The following is a 21,912-nucleotide window of genomic DNA, read 5'->3' on the forward strand; positions in this document are numbered from 1 at the left end:
GGATTAAAATTCTATCTTCACTTTAGGGAGAAGTTTTCTTGCGGATTCTATTTGGGAAGGTTTTAAGCCTGTCTCTTTTAGGATCAATAATCTTAATTTAGGATGGCTTGCTAAAAATCCAAAATTTTTGGGAAAAGATGCGATCTTTCTATTTCTTGCCAGATCCAAAACTTCCAATTTTGGAAATCCTATGATGATATCTATATCAGATTCTTTGAATTCTATCTTATTAGAATCTAGATAGATTGCTTCGATGGAAGTTGCGGGTAATTCTGTAGGAATTCCAACAAAGTCGTTATTTCCTGCGAAAAAAAATCTGAGTTTAGAAAGTTTAGAAGCAGATGCTGGAAGTTTTTCTATATCGTTCCCATAAATATTCAAATGTTCTAAATTACTCCAGTCTCCTACATTTTCAGGCAGAGAAGTAAGTTCATTCATTCTGAGATCCAACCATTTCAAGTTTGGGAAATTGAATAATGTTGGAGGGACACTGCCTAATTTGCCAAGACCTAAATCTAATTTTTCTATTGAGGTCGGGTTTTTGGCTGCCTCGTTCAAAATTTCAGAAGCAGGGCGTCTGCAATCGGAAATAATAAACGCTGCGCAAAGGATTAAATAGGCGATACCGATTTTTTGGATGGATCTCATCTGAATATTTCCTCTAAACCGGATTCATAAACCGATTTCAGTTCGTTTGAAGCAAAGGAAATTTCGTATCCTTCTATTTGTAGTTTAGCATCTGACTCTACAGTTCCGATGGAGTGGAAGTCCAAACCTTTGGAAGAAACGAGGGATTTGATACTTTCCTCTTTTCCTTTTTCGTAACCGATCAGGACAGAACCTGAACTTTCTCCAAAAAGAGTAAGATCTTTTCTGGATTGTTTGATCGGGCTTAAGTTCGCTTTGATCCCGAGTCCAGAGAGTATTACAATTTTCGCAAGTGCTACTCCGATCCCTCCCAATGAAAGATCTTTGGCAAATGATAGGCTTCCATTCTTTCTAAGAGAAACTAAAACTTCTAATAATGATTTTTCATCGGAAAGTTCGAACTTAGGGATTTTTCCCTGCACTTTGCCCAAGAAGGCTTTTTGGTATTCACTTCCACCCAAGCTTGGATTAAATTTACCGATTAGCGCTAAACTAAGTCCTGCTTTTTTTGGAGCTCCCCAGACTACTTCCTTCTGATTGTCTAGAATCCCCACCATTCCTATGGTTGGAGTTGGGAAGATCGGTCCCTCAGGTGATTCGTTATAAAAGGAAACGTTTCCTCCTGTCACAGGAAGTCCTAAGAATCTACAAGCATCTCCCATTCCCCGAACACATTCGGAAAACATATAATAGTTTTCTGGAATATAAGGATTTGCAAAGTTTAGGTTATTAGTTACACCTAAAGGTTCTGCACCCGTAACTGCCACGTTTCTTGCAGCTTCACAAACTGCGAGTGCAGCGCCCCAGTATGGATCCAAATAGGTGAATCTGGAATTACAATCTGTTGCAGTAGCCAATGCCATGTCAGTATCAGGAATTGCAGACAGTCCTCCATCTGCACCTGGGCCGATCAGTTTTACTAGGCCAACCTCAGTATCATACTGTTCGATAATTGGTTTTCTAGAAGATATATTCCAAGAATTTAATAGTTTGAGTAGCTTTTGGCCTGCTTCCTTCTCTTGTAAGTCCGGAGAAGAATCAGGGGTCCAGGAAGAAACTTGGTCTAAATATGCAGGACGTTTTGTTTCTCTAACGTATCTAGGAGCGCCTCCACCTAAAACTAAAGTCTCCGCAGGGATCTTAGCTTTAAGATTTCCGTCTTTATAAACTTCTAAAAGACCGGTATCTGTGACTTCTCCGATCTGGACGGCGTTTAGATTCCATTTTTTGAATATAGCAACTAACTCTTCTTCTTTTCCTTTTTCAGGGATTACCAACATTCTTTCTTGGCTTTCGGAGAGCATTGCCTCATAGGCATTCATTCCTGTCTCGCGGAAAGGAACTAGATCAAGGTTGATCTTCATTCCAGATTTTCCTTTTGCACTCATCTCAGAAGTAGCGCAGGAAATTCCCGCAGCACCCATATCTTGGATACCAACTAACAATTTTTTCTGGATTGCTTCTAGAGATGCTTCCATTAGTAGTTTTTCCATAAATGGATCTCCTACTTGGACAGCAGAACGTTTGGACTCTGATTCTTTGGTCAGGTCCTTGGATGCAAAGGATGCTCCGTGGATACCATCTCTACCAGTGGTGGAGCCAACGATGAATACCGCGTTACCCACCTTTCCTCCGGTGGTTGCACTTGCCATTTGATCATGTCTTACGATCCCAACAGTCATTGCGTTCACTAAAGGGTTTTTAGAAAAACATTCGTCGATGAATAACTCTCCGCCTGAGACTGCGATCCCTAAAGAGTTACCGTAATCTCCGATACCTTTAACTGCTCTGGATAATAAGTATTTATTTCTAGGTTCATCAGGGTTCCCGAACCTAAGAGAGTTTAAGGATACAATAGGTCTTGCACCCATTGTAAAAATATCTCTCATGATCCCGCCCACACCTGTGGCGGCACCTTGGTAAGGTTCCACTGCAGTTGGGTGATTATGACTTTCGATTTTGAAAACAACTGCAAGTCCTCGGCCAATGTCCATGGCTCCGGCGTTCTCTTCGCCCGCTTGGGCCAAAAGTTTATCCGACTTTGTCGGAAGAGTTTTTAATTGAAGGATAGAATTTTTATAAGAGCAATGTTCTGACCACATTGCAGAGAAAATACCGAGCTCTGTAGAGTTAGGAACTCTGCCTAGGATTTCCTGGATTTTGCTAAATTCTTCTGAGGTAAGACCGTGTTCGAGAGCGTCTTGGAGGGAGACGGATTCTTTTTCCATTACGGGACCAGTTTTTCTGACTTGGCCCCCACTGAAAACTATTTTAGGGCGGAAATACAGTCCTTATGGTTCAGATATTATGGTAGTTCCTACGGTAATATAAAAGAGGTCTTTTAGAGTCATCGGATAGGGCAAATAATACTCTTCCGATCACTATGGTATGATCTCCTCCATCAACTTGTTTTTCCAGCTCACATTCTATTCTGGATAATGTACCGTTCAAGTAAGGGACTCCGTTATGCCCTAGATCACAGGCTAACTTTTGGATCAGTTCATGTTTGTCTATTTTGCCGGAAGCAAATTGGTTGGAAAGCTCCTGCTGGTCGGAAGATAGAATATTCACTGTGAATAAGCCAGATGCAAGTAATGGATCGTGACTTGCTATATTCTTTTGAAGGTTAAATAGGACCAAAGGTGGATCCAAAGAGAGTGAGCTGAAACTACTAACCGTCAATCCTCCGGCTCTAGTGGTATCTGAAAAAGTCACCACCGTTACTCCGGATGCAAAATGAGAGAGAGAATTTTTAAATTCGTCCGCGCTGAAAGACATAGAATGTAAATAGTTTTAGAAAGAGTATTTGTAAAGTGGGAATTCTGAAAAAAAAATCAGGTTTTATTGGCTGAAACCGACCTCAAGTATAATAGAATATTCGGAGAATTTATGAGCATACAAGGGATCCAAGGATTATCTGAAGCAGAGATACGTTCGGAGGTGCAAAAGGGTGGAAAGTTTGTATATTATCTTTATACATTTTCTATTTTGATAATGACTTTTAAAAATCCTTCCAAGGTGTATTTTATTCGCCCGAGGGAAAATTCGGTTTTTAAAGGATTGGGGTTCACCATCCTTACTTTGTTTTTCGGCTGGTGGGGATTTCCTTGGGGACCGATCTACAGTGTCCAATCCCTGTTTACAAATCTAAGCGGCGGAAAGGATATTACTCCCGAAGTTTTGAGCACCTTCGGGACAGAACAAAAAATAGATACGGATCGTTTCTGAACCTTTTAGGTCTTTTTGATGTCCGCCCAAGGTCTTTCCTTTTCTAACTGACCAGCCAATCTAAATAAAAGATCCTCTCTTCCTCTTTTGGAAGTGAATAACATTCCGATCGGAAGCCCAAGAGTTGTTTTGGAAAGTGGAACGGACATCGAAGGTTGTCCTGTAAGGTTGGCAAGTTGAGTGAAAGGAGTTCTAGAAAGATTTTTTTCTACGAGTTGGTCTACCATTCCACTGGCTAAAAGTAATTTTCCAGTTCCTATCCTTCCGATAATCTGCATTGCAATTTCTTCATATAGTTTAGGTGCAAGTTCTCCAATTTTGGCAGGCGGCTCTGCTGTTGTTGGTGTCAGATATAGATCGTAATTTTCTAAAAAGGATTCCGAGATATAAGCTGCCTCATCCCAATAGCGGATCGCCGATACAAATTCACCTGCAGAGATGGATCGACCTAACAGTCCCAAGATCCAAGTAGTAGATTCCACATCTCCCATCTTTGCTTTTCTACCCAATACTTTATCCAAACGAGAGATCTCCGAAGCAACTTCTCCGAAATACATTGTTACATATGCTTTCGCTAAACGTTTCCCATCTACTTGAGGCGAACTTTCTTCTAATTTATGGCCCAATGATTTTAAAAGTTTTACTGTGTCGTGTAACGCATCTACATGATCTTGATTGACTGGTGTCCCAATAGGAGAAGTAAAAGAATACGCTATCTTTAATTTCCCTGGAGACTTCTTCGCTTCGGAAAGATAAGAAGTTTTATTTTTCTCCATGGAGAATGCTTCTTCTATCCCAACACCCGAGACAAGATCCAAAACTGCTGCGCTGTCTCTGACTGACTTAGTAAGAACATGATCCTGAGAAGCACCTTGCCAGACTCTTCCGTAAGGGCGGACTGGAACTCTTCCTCTAGTTGGTTTTAATCCGAATAATCCGCAATAGGCAGCTGGAATTCTGATTGATCCTCCTCCGTCTGAACCGGTTGCAATAGAACTCATTCCGGATGCAACCGCTGCTCCTGCTCCACCGCTAGAACCACCTGGAGTTCTTTCTGGATCCCAAGGATTTCGAGTAGGACCGTGGAATTTTGGCTCAGTAATTCCCATTAAAGCGAATTCAGGAACATTTGTAGTGCCTATAAAAACAAATCCCGCATTTCTGAGCCTGGAAACAAAAACGCTGTCCTCAGATGGAACGTAATTTTTGTAGGCCCTCGAGCCAGAAGTGATCTTCTGTCCCTTTACATGATGTAATAAATCTTTAATGAGAAGTGGCACTCCATGAAAGGGTCCCTTAAGTATCTTGCCGGATCTCAACTCTTCTCTTGCTTTGTCGATTGTGTTCAAAACAACCGCATTCAATTCTGGATTGAATCTATTTATCTTTGCTTCAGAAAAATCTAATAATTCCTTGGGTTGGATCTTCTTCTTTCTGATCAGATCGGCAAGGCCTATACTATCATAGGAATCGAATGGAAATTTTGTAATACTCATATTCTTCCGCCAAAAGGGATTTAGGACCCGGTCGAAGTGGCAAATCCAAGGCAGAATCCTGGGAACCATTTACCGAATAAAATGCTCTAAGGGAGAGAGGCATAAAGCCTCGCCCACTAGGGTCAAGGATATTCCCCAGCCAACGGGAATTTTCATTTATAGAATCGTAGCTAAAATCAGGATGGGTAAATATCGGTGATCGGAATAATGGATTTATTGGCAAAATACGGCAAACTTAGACGCGGAAGCTGGGCGGTGCTCGTTTTCGTCTTTAGTTTGGCGATCGAGGCCGATACCGAACTAGACAAACAGTTTTTATCCGCGGTGAAAGAAGGGGACCTTCGTAAGGTCGAGTTACTTCTGAACCAAGGGGCTACCGTTGATGCCAAGGATGACGATGGCCGTACTGCGATCATGCTCGCAGAAGGTGAGGACGTCGTTGAGTTTCTCATTAAACATGGAGCAAATATCAATGCCCAGGATGTGGATGGAAACTCCGTATTATTCTATCGTTTACTTCCCATCTTAAAAGTAAAAATTCCGGATATGGACGATCTGGCTGAGGCAAAACGACTCATTGAGTCTGGCGCTCTCGTGGAATATTCTGCGCGCAAAGGTGAGGATCAAAAACCAGTTTCTCTTCTCAATATGGCGATCCGGAACCAGAGCCTCGTTCTAGTAAAATTTTTAATAGAGAATGGTGCTAACCCGAATCATGATCCCGGTGGGATCGAAGAATATCCACTCTTCTTGGCTGTTGGAGGCGCTTCATCTCCTTCAAATTTGGCGATTGCTGAGTATTTATTAGCAAACGGTTCAAAAGCAGTCTTTACTAGTAGATTAAAGGATGTTCATACTCCAAACGGAACACATCAGATTGGTGCAAGAAATGCATTTCACTATGCTACAGAGCCTAAACAAACCGACCCAAAAATTTTAGATGTTTTAGCAAAGGCTGGGACAAATCTGAATCATAGAGATGCAGAAGGAAAAACTCCTCTCATGGAAGCTATCCAAAGAAAAAATATTTCTGCAGCTCAGAAATTGATCCAGCTCGGATCCGATCTTACTCTTGCGGATAACCAAGGTAAGACGGTACTAGATCTGGCAAAAGAATATCATCTGGATGAAATAGAGCGGATTTTGGCCGAAAAACTTTCTTCCAAGACACAATAATACAAAATCTCTTTAGTATACAGTTTTTAGAGTATACCGAACTAATATTTCGGCATAGGATACTTTTTTCTAAAAACCTCTAACAATTGTAAGGTTGTCATGTAGATTCGTCGTCATATCAACGTTATATAGGCGAAAATTTCTTTCATGATCATTCCATGCGAAGACAAAGTTGATCCTCCTCTAGAAAATTCGGATACTAAAGCCAAAGAAAAAGCTTTAGGACAATTCTTCACGCCTTCTGCCCTGGTGAGCCCTATGTTGGAATGGGTTTCAGAAACCAAAGCTATCTTAGAAGGGAAAAAAATTAAAATTTTAGATCCAGGGACAGGAGAAGGAATTTTTTTCCAAGAATTCCAGGATCATTTTCCAAAACTAGATAGTGAATTTCACGGTTGGGAGATTGATCCAATACTACATGCGAAGTGTATACAAAACTTGGAGAAGGCGGGGATCTCCAAAAATCGTTTTCATTTGGTGTTAGGGGACTTCCTACAAAATGAAAAGAAAGAAAACTACGATATCATACTCTGCAATCCTCCTTATCTACGCCTCAGCCATTCTAAACATGGAAAAAAAATGATCCGTCAATTCGCGGAGGACATCAAGGAGGAGATTCCTGGGACAGCAAATTTGTATGTCTTCTTTTTACTTCGTATACTAAGGCTTTTAAGTCCTGGAGGAAGAGCCTCCATACTAGTTCCTTATGAATTCTTGAACGCTGGATATGGAGTTCCGATAAAAAAAGCGATTATTCAATCAGGATATCTTCGTCGTATACTTATCTTAGATTCTTCCTGGTCCTTGTTCACTGGAGCTGTGACTTCTTCTTGTATACTATACTTAGAAAATACAAGAGAGAAGGAAGAAGGTTTTCTTTGGTCAAGGACCTCTTCATTCATTAAAGGAGAAAGTATAGAGCTTTCCGAGATGATCTGGAGAAAAATCCGTCCTGATGCAGAAGCTAAGTGGACTAGATTATTGAGCGAAGACTCGGAACCGATACAAAACATAAAAAATGATGATAAAAATTCACCTAACAATAATTATGTGACTATGCCCGAAAAGAATCGTCAAGGATGGGTCCCTATCAAGGAATTTGGAAGTTTTAGGAGAGGAATTGCAACTGGTGACAATGGGTATTTTCTTTTATCCGAAAAAGACGCTTCGAACTTATCTATTCCTAAAAATTATCTAAGATCTTCTATCCCTAAAGCTCAGTATGCACTTTCTCCATTTTTTACAGGAGATGATTGGAACACTTTGAAATCTCAAGGGGCCAAGGTTTGGCTTCTAGATGCAAAAGAAGTTCCGAACCCCAATGAACAAGAAGGTATCAATAAGTATCTGGAAGAAGGAATAAAACGAGGTGTGCCTAAACGTTTTCTTCCTTCTAAAAGAAGGCCTTGGCATTCTCAGGAGAATAGAGGCCCTTGCAGAATTTTAGCTACTTCTTTCCATAGAGCGGAAGTTCGATTCGTGTTTAACCAAAGTCCTGCAGTTCATCTTACATGCTTTCATGGATTTTCCGCAAAACCTGAGTATGCTCATTTTGAAGAATACTTATTTGCTTATCTGATCACTCCTCATGTCCGCAAAGAATTGGAATCCAGAACTAGAGAGTATGCTCAAGGATTACGAAAAGTAGAGCCTGGAGACCTGAATTCTCTTCTTGTACCTGATTTCAGAAAATTAAAAGAAGCAGAGAAGGAGAAGATCGGAAAATTACTCCATAATTATAGGAATATGATCCGTCCTTGGACTCCTGGCCGCAGACAAAAAGGGGAAAAAGGGATCAGAAACCCGGAAGAAGAAGCAGTACTCAAAAGTATCGAGACTGAATTCTTAACCGGGCTATAATAGTAGTTATTTTAAATTTTTATAAAGTTTATCTAAAAGCCGAACTAGGTCCTTCTTTTCCGGCTCAGTAAAACCTTTATAAAGACCTGCAAGCAATGATCTGGAAATTCCAAGCATCACTGGACGTATAGAGTAAGCTTTTCGTGTAAGTTGTAAATTGACTACCCTTTGGTCTTGGGTATCTCTTACTCTCTCCACATAACCTAAATCTTGCAGTTTATCCACAAGAGCAGTGAGAGTAGACTTATCCCTATCTATCATCCGAGCTATGTCCTGCATCGGAACTCTTTTTGACATTGCAAGAGCGAATAGAATATCAGCATGGGTAGTGGTTAGCTGGCCCAGCCCCTTGTCCTTCAGTTCCGAATTCAAACGTCTATGGAATTCGTCCCTGATCCTAGAAATCAGATAAATAATCGTGCGAGGATTCATTTTAGAATTCCTTGCGATTAGGCGAATTGGTAGAGATAGATCACTTCACCGATAGCAGCAGGTTTTGCCGCACCTTCTACTTCGAAGCTAAGCTTTAGGGTCATTCTTGCAGTACCTCTTAAGTCCTTCAATTCAACCAATTCTGCCCTGAGTTTCAGCTTGGAACCTACCTTAACAGGATCTAAAAAGCGGAGTTTTTCCATTCCATAGTTAATCCCCATCTTGATGTTTCTTAATTCTAAGATCTGGCTTAGAAGATAAGGAGCCATAGAAAGTGTAAGATACCCGTGAGCGATTGTTGTCCCGAAAGGAGATTCTTTGGCGGCTCTTGCCGGGTCAGTATGGATCCATTGGTGGTCCAAGGTCGCGTTTGCGAATGTATCGATTTGTGCCTGGGTGATTTCGTGAGCGTCGGATACGCCTAGTTCTTTTCCTTCGTATGCCTGTAATTCTGCGAAGCTGGAGAGTACGAGTTTAGCCATTTGATTTTGTCCCTGTCAATGCTGGATCTATATGTCCAATATCCTGAGCCCATAAATAGTTTTGTCACCAACTTTTTAGGCAAAACCAGAACGACTGTTCTGTTTGGTTATTAAAGTTTTCATGCAGAGAAGAAGAGGAAAAAGAGTCGCAGAGAGGAATTGGCACGCAGAGGCGCAAAGACGCAGAGTTTTGTATAGGGTTACTTTAATAATATTTTTCCATGACTCTTGTGTTCTCTCCGCGGCTTCGCGTCTCTGCGTGAGAATAAGAGCGCTGTGTCTCTGCATGGAGTTTATTCATTTTATAAAAACTTAAAATACATTTTGAGAGATAGAACAGTCGTTCTGTTTTTTTCGAAAAAACTCTGCGTGATCTTTGCGGCTCTGACTACCGTATTGAAAGGCGTTCTCATTTCGAAAAAAGGAGAATTGTAAAATTCGAAAATGATAGAATCCGGTCTTCTGACCTCTTACAAAGGCCCCGTTCGGGATTTTAGATTGACATAGGCGAGTATAGGAGTTTGATAGAAGTTAGATATGGGAAGTTCGCCGGACCATCTAGGCCCCCTGCTAATTCAATTCCTCTTGGGAGTAGGATTCTCCGCTCTCATACTCGGACTCGCGTTCCTTCTAAACCCCAAAAAAAAATCCAAACCTCACGATACTTTTGAGTGCGGTGTGCCTTATTATGGGGATGCAAAAGGATTATTTAATATCAAGTTCTACTTGGTTGCAGTGCTGTTTATACTTTTCGATATAGAAGCGATCTTCCTTTTTCCATATGCCGTGAATTTAAAATCGTTCAAAGAGGCGGGACTTGGGAATTTTCTTCTGATAGAGATGTTTGTTTTTATTTTCACCCTCGTGGTTGGACTGTATTATATTCGGAAGAAGGGTGCCTTAGAATGGGATTAAACGAACAACTCGCTCAACCCGGATCGTCTTACGGAGATTCTTTTCAGATCGCTACGGTTGATTCCGTAATCAATTGGGGAAGAAGTTACTCCTTATGGCCTTATCCTTTTGCGACTGCATGTTGCGGGATAGAATACATGAGTACCTCCTGTGCGGATTATGATATTGCCAGATTCGGAGCGGAAAGACCTTCTTTCTCTCCTAGACAGGCTGACATGATCTTAGTTCTTGGGACTATCACTTATAAAATGGCTCCGGTGCTTCGTGAAATTTATGACCAATTGGCCGAACCAAAGTTTGTGATCAGCTACGGAGCTTGTGCTTCTTCCGGTGGAATGTTCCATGCTTACTCTGTTTTACAGGGAATAGATAGGATTCTTCCTGTGGATCTATATGTTCCAGGTTGTCCTCCTAGGCCAGAAGCGCTATTAGATGCTGTAATCAAACTTCAGGAAAAAGTAAAAACCCAAGGTTTAGAAGCCAGAAGACAGGAAGTAATGGATAAGATCCGGGAAATGAACGAAAGAAACAAACCCCTGGTCGTCCAATGAAAGAAACAATCCAGAGTTTCCTAAAAGACAAATTCTCTCATTTTATTTCCAAGGAAGAAGAAATACTCACAAATCTTCCTACATTCTTCTTAAAGCCGGAAGGTATCGTCCCTGTTCTTTCCGCATTAAAAACAGCTCCAGGAATTGAACTGAATTATCTAAACGATCTGACAGCAATCGATTGGTTGGGTAAAAAAACTCCAAGATTCGAAGTCTGTTACCTTCTCCGCTCCGGAAACAAATCCTCTACAAAAGTGCAATTTCGCGTGGCTTTAGAAGAAGATGAGCAAGTTCCAAGTATTATAAGTATTTTTAAAGGTGCTAACTGGCCGGAAAGAGAAGTTTATGATCTATTCGGTATTCGTTTTGCAGGCCATCCTAGAATGGATCGTCTCATCATGCCTGATAATTTCCAAGGGCATCCATTAAGAAAAGATTATCCATTAGAAGGTTTTGGCCAAGACTATCTGGTAGAGGACCTTCTCACAATCCACTTAAAAGAAGATATGGAGGCTTAAGATGGCAGCGATGTATGAAAAGACAGCGGAACATTTCAGCCTCAAACAGAAAAAACTCCCAGAAGGACATCTTCTTGTAAACCTAGGGCCTTCTCACCCTTCTACTCACGGGATCTTGCAGAATGTGATCCAGCTAGATGGAGAAAGGGTAGTGGATGCAGAATCTGTGATTGGTTATGTACATCGCAGTTTCGAAAAATTAGGAGAACGTTATACTTATAATCAGTTCTTAGTCTGCACCGACAGGATGAACTACGTATCCACTCCTTTGAATAATATTGGATGGATACTTACTGTCGAAAAAATGCTCCAGATAGAAGTTCCGGATAAGGTCACTTACGTTCGGATGATCGTCTCTGAACTTTCTCGTGTGATGGACCATATTATCTGCAATGGTATCTTGGGTGTGGATCTTGGTGCATTCTCTGGGATGTTACATTTATTCCATCATAGAGAGAATATCTATCAAGTCTTAGAAAAACTCACAGGTGCAAGACTTACCACTACATTCTGTAGAGTAGGTGGACTCGAAAAAGATATTTATCCCGAATTCGAAAAGGATGTGAAGACGATCATCAAGGGTCTTCGTCCTGCGATAGAAGAGTTCCAGTCATTACTCGTAAATAATAGAATTTTTATGGATAGAACGGAAGGTGTGGGAGGTATTTCTGCAGAAGATGCTATCTCTTACGGTTATTCCGGCCCTAACTTGAGAGCTGCAGGAGTTCCTTGGGATATTCGTAAGGACGATCCTTATATGTTCTATGATAAGGTGGACTTCGATATTCCTGTAGGAGAGGACGGTTCCGTTCTTCATAGGACGCTTGTACGTATGGAAGAGATGAGACAATCTCTTCGTATTGTAGAACAGCTGATCAACGGTCTTCCAACAGGCGCTCACCATGCGGACATTCCTCATATTTATCTTCCGGACAAGAGCAAGGTTTATAAGAATATGGAAGAGTTGATCTACCATTTCAAATTGATCATGCACGGTATCAAAGTTCCTAAGGGTGAATATTATATGGCAACCGAGGCCGCTAACGGTGAACTCGGATTTTATATCGTTTCCGAAGGGGAGAAGTCTCCTTGGAGAGTACATGTTCGCAGGCCATGTTTCTGGTTTTATCAATCTTTCCCTGAATTAGTAAAAGGTTCACTTCTTGCGGATACGGTCGCTACTATGAGTTCTATGAATGTGATCGCAGGGGAGTTGGACTGCTGATGAGTTATCAATTTTCCTCCCAATCAGTTGCAAGATTAGACAAACTGTTGGAGATGTTCCCTGATAAAAGAAGTGTGATCCTTCCAGGGTTGTACCTCCTACAAAAAGAACAAGGGTTTGTAGACAGAGAAGGAATGGAAGCGCTTGCGGAAAAGATCGGCTCTCCTATTTCTCTTGCTCAAGTTTATGGAGTCGCCACTTTCTATACCTTATATAATAAAAAGCCCGTGGGTAAGTATCATATCCAGATCTGCGGAACTTCTTCTTGTTATATGAGAGGAAATGATAAACTCGAAAAACATCTTTGCTCTCGTTTAGGAATCGAATTGGGAGAAACTACTCCTGATAAAAAATTCACTTTGGAAGAAGTGGAATGTCTGGGCGCCTGCGGATACGCTCCAATGGTCCAGATCAACGATGCATATTATGAAAATCTAACGTTCGAAAAAATGGATGAGATCCTGAAGGATTTGACCTAAGGGGAAACGTTATGGCAGAAATGAAAATCCTTACTAAATTTATAGATGATCCTCGTTCGAATGAATTAGAATTTTATGAATCAGTTCACGGCTATGACGGAATGAAAAAGGCTCTGTCAATTGCGCCGGAAGAAATTATAGAGATCGTCAAAAAATCAGGTTTGAGAGGAAGAGGAGGCGCTGGTTTCCCTACGGGACTTAAATGGTCCTTTATTCCAAAAGATATTCCAAAACCAAAATATCTTATCTGTAATGCGGACGAGGGAGAACCTGGAACATTCAAAGATCGTAAACTGATTGAGAACCTTCCCCACCAGATCATCGAGGGAATGGTGATCGGTGCTAAAGCGATCGGTGCAAACAAAGGATTTTTTTATATCCGCGGAGAGTTCAATAAAGGTATCGACTCCATGCAAAAGGCGATCGATGAAGCCTATGCAAAAGGGTATCTGGGAAAAAATATCCTAGGCAGCGGATTTGATTTTGATCTGGTATTATATGCAGGAGCAGGTGCTTATATCTGCGGAGAAGAAACTGCTCTCATCAATTCTTTGGAAGGTCGTAGGGGCCATCCAAGATTAAAACCTCCATTTCCTGCTGTTTCAGGTTTATATCGTTGTCCTACTGTGGTGAATAACGTGGAAACTTTTTCTACTGTTCCTCATATTTTGGACAAGGGCGCAGATTGGTATTCTAAGATAGGTACCGAAAAATCTCCAGGCACTCGTTTGTTCTCTGTTTCTGGTCATGTAAAAAGGCCTGGAGTGTACGAGATCGAACTTGGGACTCCTTTATTAGAATTAGTGAATGATCTTTGCGGCGGAATGCTGGACGATGTTCCGTTAAAAGCTGTGATCCCGGGGGGTTCTTCCGTTCCTATCCTGACAGCAGAAGAATGTAAAACCGCAAATATGGATTTCGAATCCATGGCGGCTCATAAGACAATGCTTGGTTCCGGAGCGGTGATCGTGATCGGAGAAGGTACTGACCTTGTAGAAACCACTTACAGATTTGCAAGATTTTACGCTCATGAGTCCTGCGGGCAATGTACTCCATGTAGAGAAGGTACTCATTGGGTAAGGGACCTGCTTCATAAGATCAGAGAAGGAGAAGGCACAAGTGCAGACTTGGATCTAATTCTTTCTTTGGCTAGAAATATGGAAGGCGGAACTACAATCTGTCCTTTATCCGACGCATGTGTGGGTGCAGTAAGGCCTACTATCTTAAAATTCAAACATGAATTCGAAGCCAGATTAAAAGACAAAGCAGGCAAAGAAGAACAAATTCCTGCTCGGACTGGAGTCTAAACCGTGGATTGGAATGTAGTTCTACTCTGGTTATTAAAGAGTGCACTTTTTTTCTTAGTGTTCATCACTGCTTGTGCATATTATACATTAGCAGAACGTAAAGTAGCCGGGTTTATTCAAGACAGAAAAGGTCCTAATCGTGCAGGTCCATTAGGTTTATTGCAACCTTTGGCGGATGGGATCAAGTTCTTAACTAAGGAAGAGATCTTTCCTAAAAATGTGAACAGGGTCATGTATTTGATCGCCCCTGCGATATCTATGACCTGTGCAATCATGGCTTGGGCGGTTGTTCCGTTAGGTGGAACGGTTCTTTTGCCAGAGTGGCTTGCAAAAGAAATCGGTTCTCCATATTTAGATCTGCAGATCGCAAATCCGGACACGGGGATCTTGTTCTTGTTTGCGATCTCTAGTCTTTCGGTTTATGGGATCATTCTTGCTGGTTGGTCCAGTAATAATAAATATTCTTTGATTGGTGGGATACGTGCCACGGCTCAGATGATTAGCTACGAATTGCCTCTCGGTCTGTCTGTGGCGGCTATCGTGATCTTGACCGGATCTCTAAAACTCACAGATATCAATGATGCGCAGATAGGCCTTTGGAATATTTTTAAACTTCCTGGCTTTATTGCATTTTCTGTTTTTGTTGTAGCAATGTTTGCTGAGACTAACAGACTTCCTTTCGATTTAGCGGAAGCAGAATCAGAACTAGTAGTAGGTTTTCATACAGAATATGGCGCGTTCAAGTTCGCGTTATTCTTCATTGCGGAATATATGAATATGATCACTATGAGTTGTGTGGTCACCATTCTATTTTTTGGTGGATATCACCTTCCTTTTGGTTTATTGAGCGGTTCTATTTGGCAGGCCTGGGCAGGACTTGGGTTTTTTACTCTTAAGGTTTTATTCTTCGCATTTTTATTTATGTGGGTAAGATGGACTCTGCCAAGATTCAGATACGATCAATTGATGACAATCGGTTGGAAAAAAATGATCCCTTGGGCAGTGGCAAATATAATAATCGCAAGCGTGTACGTTGGTTTGGACGGTTTCTGGAAATGGTAGGAATATTCGATAATCCTCAGCTTCTGCTCTTTTTTATATTCAGCGGAGTGTTAGTTGCAGGAGCCTTAGGAGTAGTCTTTCATCCGAATCCAATTAGCTCTGCTGTCTTACTTGTGCTTTCCTTTTTTGCGTTAGCTGGAATTTATGCGGTAATCGGTTCCGTCTTTGTGGCCACAATGCAAGTGTTAGTATATGCAGGCGCTATAATGGTGCTTGTAGTATTTGTTTTGATGCTTCTTTCTTTGCATGACGAAGGGATCGCAAAACTTTGGAATCATCCAATTAAAAAAGTTTTGGTTCTTTCCGTGGTATCATTGCTTGCAATCGTGTTGATCCATTCAGTGAGAGAAGGTATTCCAAATACGGAAGCCTCTCCCAAAGGATACTCTGAGTCGGGTTCTTACGAATATACTCTATCCGAATCGGAAGAAGGAAAAGCGGATGTAATCGCAGAAGGGAATACTGCTGTGGTGGGTAGTTCTATGTTCTTAGATTATCTTCTTCCTTTTGAAATAGTTTCCATATTACTTTTAGCCGCCGTACTCGGTGCAGTTATATTGGGGAAAAAGAATTTAGGTAAAAAAACAGAAGAAGGGGAGCCATGAATCCGGGAATTCTGAAACCAACTCTCGCGGGAATCCCCGTGGAATATCTGCTGATCCTTTCCTGTATCATTTTTTCTATCGGTGTTGCCGGTGTTTTATTCAGAAGAAGTGCTGTAGTCATCTTCATGAGTATAGAACTCATGTTAAACTCGGTAAACTTGGTATTTGTCGTTTTTTCAAAATCACTTCATCAGGTCCAGGGAGAAGTGGTGGTGTTTTTCGTGATGGCGATCGCAGCAGTAGAGGCAGCGATCGGTCTTGCCTTAGTGGTTGCAATTCATAGAAAGAAAAAGACCAGTTTCGTAGACGAAATGAATTTAATGAAATGGTAATGCAATGAGTTGGGAAATCCTTATACCGGTTTTAGTTTTTTCTCCTCTTCTTGGATCCGTACTAAACGCATTATTCGGAAGATATTGGAAAGGTCTTTCTGGTTCGATCGGAACCTTGCTCTCTTTTGTTTCCTTTGCTGCGAGTGTATTCGCTTATTTTCAGTTCCATCCTTTAGAAAGACAAGATGCTCAAATTGTAACTCTATTTAATTGGGTAGAAGTCGGAAATTTTAAAGCGGATCTTGCTTACCAAGTAGATCAACTTTCTCTTTTTATGGCATTGATCATAACAGGGATCGGAAGTTTGATCCATCTTTATTCGATTGGATACATGAAAGGAAATCCAAGCATCGGAAGATTTTTTTCTTATCTGAATTTGTTCGTATTCTTCATGCTCCATTTGGTTTTAGCGGAAAACTTGGTGGTCCTGTTTTTCGGTTGGGAAGGTGTGGGACTTTGTTCTTATCTTCTGATCGGCTTTGATACACATAAAGAAAATGCGGCGCAGGCAAGTATCAAGGCGTTCGTTACCAATAGGATAGCAGACTTGGCTATGATTGGGGGAATTGCTCTCACCTATTGGTTGGCAGGTTCCGTTTCTTTTATTACAATTTCAGAATCTTTGCCTCAGGCAAAGTTTTTGCTGAACGCACTTCCTTTTGTGGCGATTTGCTTTTTTATAGGTGCAATGGGCAAATCCGCTCAGTTCCCATTCCATGTTTGGTTACCAGATGCTATGGCTGGACCAACTCCAGTTTCTGCATTGATCCATGCCGCAACAATGGTGACTGCAGGATTATTCCTGATCGCGAGATTGAATTTTATTTTTATTTTAGTTCCTAAAGTAGGTTTTTGGATCGTTTGTATTGGAACATTCACAGCTTTTTTTGCGGCAACCATCGGCGTTTATCAAAACGATATCAAAAAAGTTTTAGCTTATTCCACTGTTTCTCAGTTAGGTTATATGTTTGTTGCAATGGGAACCGGCGCTTATGTGGCGGGACTTTTCCATTTACTGACTCACGCATTCTTTAAAGCACTCTTGTTTTTGGGATCCGGTTCCGTAATCCACGGATTATCTGATGAGCAGGATTTAAGAAGAATGGGAGGGCTCAAATCCCAGATGAAGATCACTTGGTTGACCTTTCTTTTGGGAACCTTAGCGATTGTAGGAGCTCCTCCATTTAGTGGGTTTTTCTCGAAAGATCTAATCTTAGAAAAAGCATTCTATTTTCATCCTGTATTCTTTGGAATGGGGATTGCTACTGCATTCTTAACAACATTTTACATGTTTCGCCTAACGTTTTTGGCATTTACTGGTAAGTCCAGAGTTTCTCCCAATGTGCATCCGCATGAATCTCCTTGGACCATGACAGTGCCATTAGTGATCCTGGCATTCGGTGCAGCATTTTCCGGATATTTATTGGTTCCTGAATCCTTGGGAGGCGGGATTGATTTCTTAGAGAGATACTTCTCTCCTGTTTTTGCAAAAGGATTATTGTATTATTCTCAGCAAAAAGGTGTTTTGGAAGTCCATCATTTAAGCCATCAGTTGGAACTCCTACTAGCTGGACTTTCTTTAGGAGCAATTCTATTAGGAGTTGGGATCTATTGGTTCTTCTTTGGTAAAAAAGAAAAATTACCTATAGATGAATCTTCTTATACCGGCTGGAGAATTCTTCCTGCAAATAAGTATTTCATAGATGAAATTTTCAAAAACGTTTTGATTGGGCCGATCTTTGCCTTCTCCGAATTCTTATCAGAAGTAGTGGAAAAACGTTTAATCGATAAAGTTTTGACTGGAACTGGAAAGTTCTCCGGGGGAGTATCTTCGCTACTGCGTAGAATCCAAACGGGAACCGTAGTAGATTACGCTTTTCTAATTGTTTTAGGGACCGTGTTGATCTTGTCCGTATTCTTATGGAGGGGAATCTAAGTGCCCCAGTATTATTTAAGCATTCTATTATTTCTTCCTGTTTTAGGGATCCCTTTCTTATTTATTTCTAAAAACGAAAAGTGGATCCGACTCTGGTCTTCGATAGTAACTTTTGGAGTTCTTGCGATGACCGGTCCTCTCTTTTTGGAATTCCTAAAAGGGGACAGCGGCTTACAATTCACTCATAAGATCTGGAACTTCTTGGAATTACAATCAGGAGGATTGGATTATCATATAGCAGTAGATGGATTCTCTTTATTGCTTGTGACGATGTCCGCACTTCTGTTCTTTCTTTCGGCTTTATCTGCTTTTTCTAATGTAAAGCATAGGATTCGAGAATTTTTTATACTTCTTCTTTTAGTAGAAACCGGAGTTATCGGGGTTTTTCTTTCTGTTAACCTGATCCAATTTTATGTTTTCTGGGAATGGATGGTTTTACCTTTCACTTTGATGGTTGGGATCTGGGGAGAAAAAGGAAGAATTAAGGCTGCAATGAAATATCTGGTATTCTCCTTTACCGGATCTGTTTTCATGCTCGCGAGTATTCTGGTTCTATATCATTACACTCATACATTCGATTTAGAAGAATTAGCAGTAGTTTCCCTGAATTCTATCCCTGCAAATATTAAATTTTGGTTATTTGTAGGATTTAGTTTTGCATTTGCGATCAAGGTCCCATTATTTCCTTTCCACACTTGGATGCCCGATGTTCACGAGGAAGCGCCTACTGTCGGTTCTGTAGACTTAGCTGGAATTCTATTAAAGATCGGATTATTCGCCTATGTAAGAGTTGCGATCCCGATTTTCCCTCAGGTATTTTTAGAATATCGTAACTTACTTACCGCCCTTGCTGTTGCTGGGATTGTTTACGGAGCCCTCGTGGCCTTAACTCAGAAAAACAGCAAACGTCTAATTGCATTCTCTTCTCTCTCTCATATGGGGTTCTGTATCTTGGGGATCTTAACGCTTACTGAAGAAGGTGTGGCAGGTGGAATGTTACAAATGGTGAATCATGGATTCACTTCAGGACTTCTCTTCTTTATATTAGGATTTTTGCATGAAAGAACCGGCACGAATGAATTAAAAGATTATTCCGGCCTTGCGAAATCTGCACCGTTCTTGGCAGTTGCGATTGGCCTGGCAGCGTTTGCGAGTGCTGGTCTTCCTGGCACGAACGGTTTCGTGGGAGAATTTTTAGTTCTAATCGGAACTTTTAAATATAGTCTTATTTATGGGTTCTTAGCAGGATCTGCAGTGATCTTTGCTGCTGGGTATATGTTATACTTTGCAAAACACTTATTATTCGGTGAACCAAATGCTTTATCTTCAGGTTTGTCCCCTTTAAATTTGAGGGAAAAATTTATAATCTCCTTAGTTGCAGGAATTATAATATTAACTGGAATTTTCCCTAATATTCTGCTCGAGTATTTGAAACCTAGTGCAAGAGTGGTATTGAACCTGACTTCTAATCAAGCATTGCAAGAAAGAGCCTTTTTGGAACAAGAAGGTAATTTGAGAAACACCAAGAAGAAATTTATAAATTATAGGACCTTGGGCGTCGAGCCTCCTAGTTACGAGGATAGGATCAGTTCTGGAAGAGGAACGGGGATCCCAGCTAAAAAGACAGTGTCCCAAGAGGCGGAAGAATGAATTTAATTCCAAATTCCAACGATCTAATTTCTATACTTCCTATTCTGGTACTTTCCGGAGGAGGGATATTGTTACTTGGATTGCAGTTCTTTTTCCAAGGATTTGAATTTAGGATCGTAAGATTTACCTCCGGACTGGTATTGATTGCTGCGTTCTTAGCATTGTTTATTTCTCAGTCAAACCCGGGAATTGGATCTTATTTTTCAGGACACTATGAGATTTCTACGATTGGGTTCTGGTTTGGAGCATTATATTTAATTGCCGCATTCTGCACTGTTCTTGCTTCTCCAAGAGTATTAGAACAACATAATATGGAATTTCCGGAGTTCTATCCTCTTCTTCTTTTCTCAGTAGTCGGGATGTTCCTGATGACTTCCGGAACAGACACCGTTACGATCTTTGTTGGATTGGAATTAATGTCAGTGTGTTTGTATGTTCTGGTTGGAATGGCAAGAAGTGATGTTTATTCTTTAGAAGCTAGCTTGAAGTATTTCCTTTTAGGAAGTTTTTCTACAGGGTTTTTCTTATTTGGAATGGCGTTCCTATTCGGAGGATCAGGCACTACACATTTGCAAGATTCTTTAAAACCTTTGCTTAGTTCAGGATTTGATTCCAATTTTACGAAAATCGGATTATTACTTCTATTAACTGGGATTTCGTTTAAGATCGCGTTATTCCCTTATCATTCATGGACACCTGACGCATATGAAGGTGCATTAACTCCAGTCACAGGATTTATGGCTACTGCCTCTAAGTCCGCTTCCATGGGACTATTACTAGTTGTTTTTTCAAAACTTCCTGGTTCCGTTTCTGGAAGAGAATGGACCTGGATCATGGGAATTTTAGCTCTGATGTCCATGACTTACGGGAATTTTGTGGCTTTAAAACAGACAAGTTTGAAGAGAGTTTTGGCATATTCTTCTATTGCTCATGCAGGTTACGTAGTCGCAGGAATTTCTTTGGGTGGAAAAGAAGAAGCTTTATTCTATCTGATCATATATTCTTTTATGAGCCTGGGAGCATTTGCTATTCTTTCTTTCTTGGAAGAAGGCAATCGTCATGTAACGTATGAATCTATTGGCGGACTCGCAAAGTCCAGGCCTTGGACTAGTTTTGCATTATTCATTTTTTTCCTATCTTTAGCAGGGATTCCTCCTTTAGGAGGCTTCTGGGCAAAATTATTCCTATTCCAAAAGATTACAGAAGGAACGGATCAAATCTCAAGATGGTTACTCATCGGTGGGATCGCAAACTCAGCACTAGCGTTATACTATTATGTGAAGGTTGGAATATTTACATATATGAACTCTGAAGATGGAGAAATATCTAAATTAGATTCTCCTAAAGCAAGTTACGGAGTGATATTCGTATCTGCAATTTCTTTGGCGGCGGTTTTAGTAGGTTGGTATTTTATCCAACCTAAAGATTTGAATAATTTAAAATTCGCAAACAAATCCGCTGAATTACAAAAGTAAGATGTCCAATTTAAAAAAAATTCTTTCTTCTATTAAAGAATATTTTGAACCTATACCTAAATTCGATGGAGAAAATGCGAACTTCAGAGAGGCAATCTATCTTTATTCTAAAAATCGTTCTGAGAAAAATTTAGAAAAACTTTCCGCCGAACTTACTAAAGCTTATTTTCTAATCCCTCATGCAGGTGAGGAAGCTGCTGCTAAAAAAGCAAAACCCAAAAAGAAAGTAGCCGCTAAAAAAAAGAAAACTTCTCCTAAAAAAGGACCGAAACCGATCGTATTATTATATGTAAGTGATGAGCATGGTAGAGTGTTCCTGCCTGCATTCTCCCATCCTTCTGAATCATTCCGTTATTTCAAAAAAGAGACTGCACTTGTTCCGATCACTGCGCGGGAATTATGGGCCTTAGGTCTACAGAATAAGGGTGTTTCAGGGGTGGCTATCGATCCGGGTTCTACGTTATGGTTGCTCTCCAGAGATCATTTGGAATTATTGCAAAAAGAAAAATAATCCTTCTTTTTTCATCGAACGCTT

At 40.7% G+C, this 21,912-nt stretch carries 22 protein-coding genes; 16 read left to right on the top strand and 6 right to left on the bottom strand.

The features are described 5' to 3' along the window. Positions 1 to 3: 3 nt before the first annotated feature. The 3 genes from B1C82_RS15280 to B1C82_RS15290 all read right to left on the bottom strand — a co-directional run bounded on the left by B1C82_RS15280 (position 4) and on the right by B1C82_RS15290 (position 3,426). Positions 4 to 648 (bottom strand): leucine-rich repeat domain-containing protein, encoded by a 645-nt coding sequence (locus tag B1C82_RS15280; RefSeq protein WP_086448355.1) that lies wholly within the window; start codon positions 646 to 648, stop codon positions 4 to 6. Beyond that, a complete protein-coding gene (gene purL / locus B1C82_RS15285; protein ID WP_086448356.1) occupies positions 645 to 2,876 on the bottom strand; it encodes a phosphoribosylformylglycinamidine synthase subunit PurL in 2,232 nt (743 codons plus the stop codon). Before purL ends, B1C82_RS15280 begins: the two co-directional genes overlap by 4 nt. Positions 2,877 to 2,946: 70 nt before the next feature. Beyond that, a complete protein-coding gene (locus B1C82_RS15290) occupies positions 2,947 to 3,426 on the bottom strand; it encodes a flavin reductase family protein (protein WP_086448357.1) in 480 nt (159 codons plus the stop codon). Between the two features lie 111 nt (positions 3,427 to 3,537). On the opposite strand from B1C82_RS15290, the gene B1C82_RS15295 reads away from it, so the two are divergent. Beyond that, positions 3,538 to 3,876 carry a hypothetical protein gene (locus B1C82_RS15295; protein WP_086448358.1) on the top strand — a complete coding sequence of 113 codons (339 nt, stop codon included), beginning with the start codon at positions 3,538 to 3,540 and terminating at the stop codon, positions 3,874 to 3,876. A 5-nt stretch (positions 3,877 to 3,881) separates the two neighbouring features. Here the strand turns inward: B1C82_RS15295 and B1C82_RS15300 are convergent, their stop codons facing one another. Then, positions 3,882 to 5,372 (bottom strand): amidase, encoded by a 1,491-nt coding sequence (locus tag B1C82_RS15300; protein ID WP_086448359.1) that lies wholly within the window; start codon positions 5,370 to 5,372, stop codon positions 3,882 to 3,884. 207 nt (positions 5,373 to 5,579) lie between these two features. On the opposite strand from B1C82_RS15300, the gene B1C82_RS15305 reads away from it, so the two are divergent. Both B1C82_RS15305 and B1C82_RS15310 read left to right on the top strand, forming a co-directional pair. Beyond that, a complete protein-coding gene (locus B1C82_RS15305; protein ID WP_086448360.1) occupies positions 5,580 to 6,548 on the top strand; it encodes an ankyrin repeat domain-containing protein in 969 nt (322 codons plus the stop codon). A gap of 147 nt (positions 6,549 to 6,695) precedes the next feature. Further along, positions 6,696 to 8,408: an HsdM family class I SAM-dependent methyltransferase gene (locus B1C82_RS15310; RefSeq protein ID WP_086448361.1), complete on the top strand. Its 1,713-nt coding sequence runs from the start codon at positions 6,696 to 6,698 to the stop codon at positions 8,406 to 8,408. A 6-nt stretch (positions 8,409 to 8,414) separates the two neighbouring features. Here B1C82_RS15310 and B1C82_RS15315 read toward each other — a convergent pair whose 3' ends face one another. Next, complete coding sequence (locus tag B1C82_RS15315) at positions 8,415 to 8,840, bottom strand: MarR family winged helix-turn-helix transcriptional regulator (protein ID WP_008594860.1); 426 nt, start codon at positions 8,838 to 8,840, stop codon at positions 8,415 to 8,417. A 17-nt stretch (positions 8,841 to 8,857) separates the two neighbouring features. Continuing rightward, positions 8,858 to 9,322 carry a MaoC family dehydratase gene (locus tag B1C82_RS15320; RefSeq protein ID WP_008594866.1) on the bottom strand — a complete coding sequence of 155 codons (465 nt, stop codon included), beginning with the start codon at positions 9,320 to 9,322 and terminating at the stop codon, positions 8,858 to 8,860. A gap of 537 nt (positions 9,323 to 9,859) precedes the next feature. Between B1C82_RS15320 and B1C82_RS15325 the strand changes: the two genes are divergently transcribed. Genes B1C82_RS15325 through B1C82_RS15385 form a run of 13 tightly spaced genes read left to right on the top strand, consistent with a single transcriptional unit; the run spans position 9,860 to position 21,888 of the window. Beyond that, positions 9,860 to 10,237, top strand: coding sequence for an NADH-quinone oxidoreductase subunit A (locus B1C82_RS15325; protein ID WP_036089115.1), 378 nt, complete (start codon positions 9,860 to 9,862; stop codon positions 10,235 to 10,237). After that, positions 10,228 to 10,788: an NADH-quinone oxidoreductase subunit B gene (locus B1C82_RS15330; protein WP_008595348.1), complete on the top strand. Its 561-nt coding sequence runs from the start codon at positions 10,228 to 10,230 to the stop codon at positions 10,786 to 10,788. Before B1C82_RS15325 ends, B1C82_RS15330 begins: the two co-directional genes overlap by 10 nt. Then, a complete protein-coding gene (locus B1C82_RS15335; protein ID WP_086448362.1) occupies positions 10,785 to 11,306 on the top strand; it encodes an NADH-quinone oxidoreductase subunit C in 522 nt (173 codons plus the stop codon). Before B1C82_RS15330 ends, B1C82_RS15335 begins: the two co-directional genes overlap by 4 nt. Before the next feature lie 10 nt (positions 11,307 to 11,316). Next, entirely contained in the window at positions 11,317 to 12,531 is a 1,215-nt protein-coding gene (locus B1C82_RS15340; RefSeq protein ID WP_086448632.1) for an NADH-quinone oxidoreductase subunit D, read from the top strand. Next, entirely contained in the window at positions 12,531 to 13,010 is a 480-nt protein-coding gene (locus tag B1C82_RS15345) for an NADH-quinone oxidoreductase subunit NuoE family protein (protein ID WP_086448363.1), read from the top strand. Before B1C82_RS15340 ends, B1C82_RS15345 begins: the two co-directional genes overlap by 1 nt. 11 nt (positions 13,011 to 13,021) lie before the next feature. Further along, positions 13,022 to 14,317: an NADH-quinone oxidoreductase subunit NuoF gene (gene nuoF, locus B1C82_RS15350; protein WP_086448364.1), complete on the top strand. Its 1,296-nt coding sequence runs from the start codon at positions 13,022 to 13,024 to the stop codon at positions 14,315 to 14,317. A 3-nt stretch (positions 14,318 to 14,320) separates the two neighbouring features. Then, entirely contained in the window at positions 14,321 to 15,379 is a 1,059-nt protein-coding gene (gene nuoH, locus B1C82_RS15355) for an NADH-quinone oxidoreductase subunit NuoH (protein ID WP_086448365.1), read from the top strand. After that, positions 15,373 to 15,984 carry an NADH-quinone oxidoreductase subunit J family protein gene (locus tag B1C82_RS15360; protein ID WP_086448366.1) on the top strand — a complete coding sequence of 204 codons (612 nt, stop codon included), beginning with the start codon at positions 15,373 to 15,375 and terminating at the stop codon, positions 15,982 to 15,984. Before nuoH ends, B1C82_RS15360 begins: the two co-directional genes overlap by 7 nt. Continuing rightward, positions 15,981 to 16,316 carry an NADH-quinone oxidoreductase subunit NuoK gene (gene nuoK / locus B1C82_RS15365; RefSeq protein ID WP_162494910.1) on the top strand — a complete coding sequence of 112 codons (336 nt, stop codon included), beginning with the start codon at positions 15,981 to 15,983 and terminating at the stop codon, positions 16,314 to 16,316. Before B1C82_RS15360 ends, nuoK begins: the two co-directional genes overlap by 4 nt. A 4-nt stretch (positions 16,317 to 16,320) precedes the next feature. Beyond that, the gene (nuoL, locus tag B1C82_RS15370) at positions 16,321 to 18,252 is read left to right on the top strand and encodes an NADH-quinone oxidoreductase subunit L (protein WP_086448367.1); all 1,932 of its coding nucleotides are present in this window, start codon (positions 16,321 to 16,323) and stop codon (positions 18,250 to 18,252) included. Next, positions 18,253 to 19,902 carry a complex I subunit 4 family protein gene (locus B1C82_RS15375; protein ID WP_086448368.1) on the top strand — a complete coding sequence of 550 codons (1,650 nt, stop codon included), beginning with the start codon at positions 18,253 to 18,255 and terminating at the stop codon, positions 19,900 to 19,902. Further along, entirely contained in the window at positions 19,899 to 21,377 is a 1,479-nt protein-coding gene (locus B1C82_RS15380) for an NADH-quinone oxidoreductase subunit N (protein WP_086448369.1), read from the top strand. Before B1C82_RS15375 ends, B1C82_RS15380 begins: the two co-directional genes overlap by 4 nt. A gap of 1 nt (position 21,378) precedes the next feature. Further along, a complete protein-coding gene (locus B1C82_RS15385) occupies positions 21,379 to 21,888 on the top strand; it encodes an SseB family protein (RefSeq protein ID WP_086448370.1) in 510 nt (169 codons plus the stop codon). The last annotated feature ends 24 nt before the right edge of the window (positions 21,889 to 21,912 follow it).

It is taken from the genome of Leptospira venezuelensis, assembly GCF_002150035.1.
GTDB classification, from domain to species: Bacteria; Spirochaetota; Leptospiria; order Leptospirales; family Leptospiraceae; genus Leptospira_B; species Leptospira_B venezuelensis.

Coding starts and splice junctions, on each gene's coding strand:
- B1C82_RS15305 (WP_086448360.1), top strand. CDS start 5,580: ATGGATTTATTGGCAAAATACGGCAAACTTAGACGCGGAAGCTGGGCG.
- B1C82_RS15385 (WP_086448370.1), top strand. CDS start 21,379: ATGTCCAATTTAAAAAAAATTCTTTCTTCTATTAAAGAATATTTTGAA.
- B1C82_RS15320 (WP_008594866.1), bottom strand. CDS start 9,322: ATGGCTAAACTCGTACTCTCCAGCTTCGCAGAATTACAGGCATACGAA.
- B1C82_RS15295 (WP_086448358.1), top strand. CDS start 3,538: ATGAGCATACAAGGGATCCAAGGATTATCTGAAGCAGAGATACGTTCG.
- B1C82_RS15290 (WP_086448357.1), bottom strand. CDS start 3,426: ATGTCTTTCAGCGCGGACGAATTTAAAAATTCTCTCTCTCATTTTGCA.
- B1C82_RS15315 (WP_008594860.1), bottom strand. CDS start 8,840: ATGAATCCTCGCACGATTATTTATCTGATTTCTAGGATCAGGGACGAA.
- B1C82_RS15330 (WP_008595348.1), top strand. CDS start 10,228: ATGGGATTAAACGAACAACTCGCTCAACCCGGATCGTCTTACGGAGAT.
- B1C82_RS15335 (WP_086448362.1), top strand. CDS start 10,785: ATGAAAGAAACAATCCAGAGTTTCCTAAAAGACAAATTCTCTCATTTT.
- nuoL (WP_086448367.1), top strand. CDS start 16,321: ATGAGTTGGGAAATCCTTATACCGGTTTTAGTTTTTTCTCCTCTTCTT.
- B1C82_RS15360 (WP_086448366.1), top strand. CDS start 15,373: ATGGTAGGAATATTCGATAATCCTCAGCTTCTGCTCTTTTTTATATTC.
- B1C82_RS15300 (WP_086448359.1), bottom strand. CDS start 5,372: ATGAGTATTACAAAATTTCCATTCGATTCCTATGATAGTATAGGCCTT.
- nuoK (WP_162494910.1), top strand. CDS start 15,981: ATGAATCCGGGAATTCTGAAACCAACTCTCGCGGGAATCCCCGTGGAA.
- purL (WP_086448356.1), bottom strand. CDS start 2,876: ATGGAAAAAGAATCCGTCTCCCTCCAAGACGCTCTCGAACACGGTCTT.
- B1C82_RS15380 (WP_086448369.1), top strand. CDS start 19,899: ATGAATTTAATTCCAAATTCCAACGATCTAATTTCTATACTTCCTATT.
- B1C82_RS15340 (WP_086448632.1), top strand. CDS start 11,317: ATGTATGAAAAGACAGCGGAACATTTCAGCCTCAAACAGAAAAAACTC.
- B1C82_RS15280 (WP_086448355.1), bottom strand. CDS start 648: ATGAGATCCATCCAAAAAATCGGTATCGCCTATTTAATCCTTTGCGCA.
- nuoF (WP_086448364.1), top strand. CDS start 13,022: ATGGCAGAAATGAAAATCCTTACTAAATTTATAGATGATCCTCGTTCG.
- B1C82_RS15325 (WP_036089115.1), top strand. CDS start 9,860: ATGGGAAGTTCGCCGGACCATCTAGGCCCCCTGCTAATTCAATTCCTC.
- B1C82_RS15310 (WP_086448361.1), top strand. CDS start 6,696: ATGATCATTCCATGCGAAGACAAAGTTGATCCTCCTCTAGAAAATTCG.
- B1C82_RS15345 (WP_086448363.1), top strand. CDS start 12,531: ATGAGTTATCAATTTTCCTCCCAATCAGTTGCAAGATTAGACAAACTG.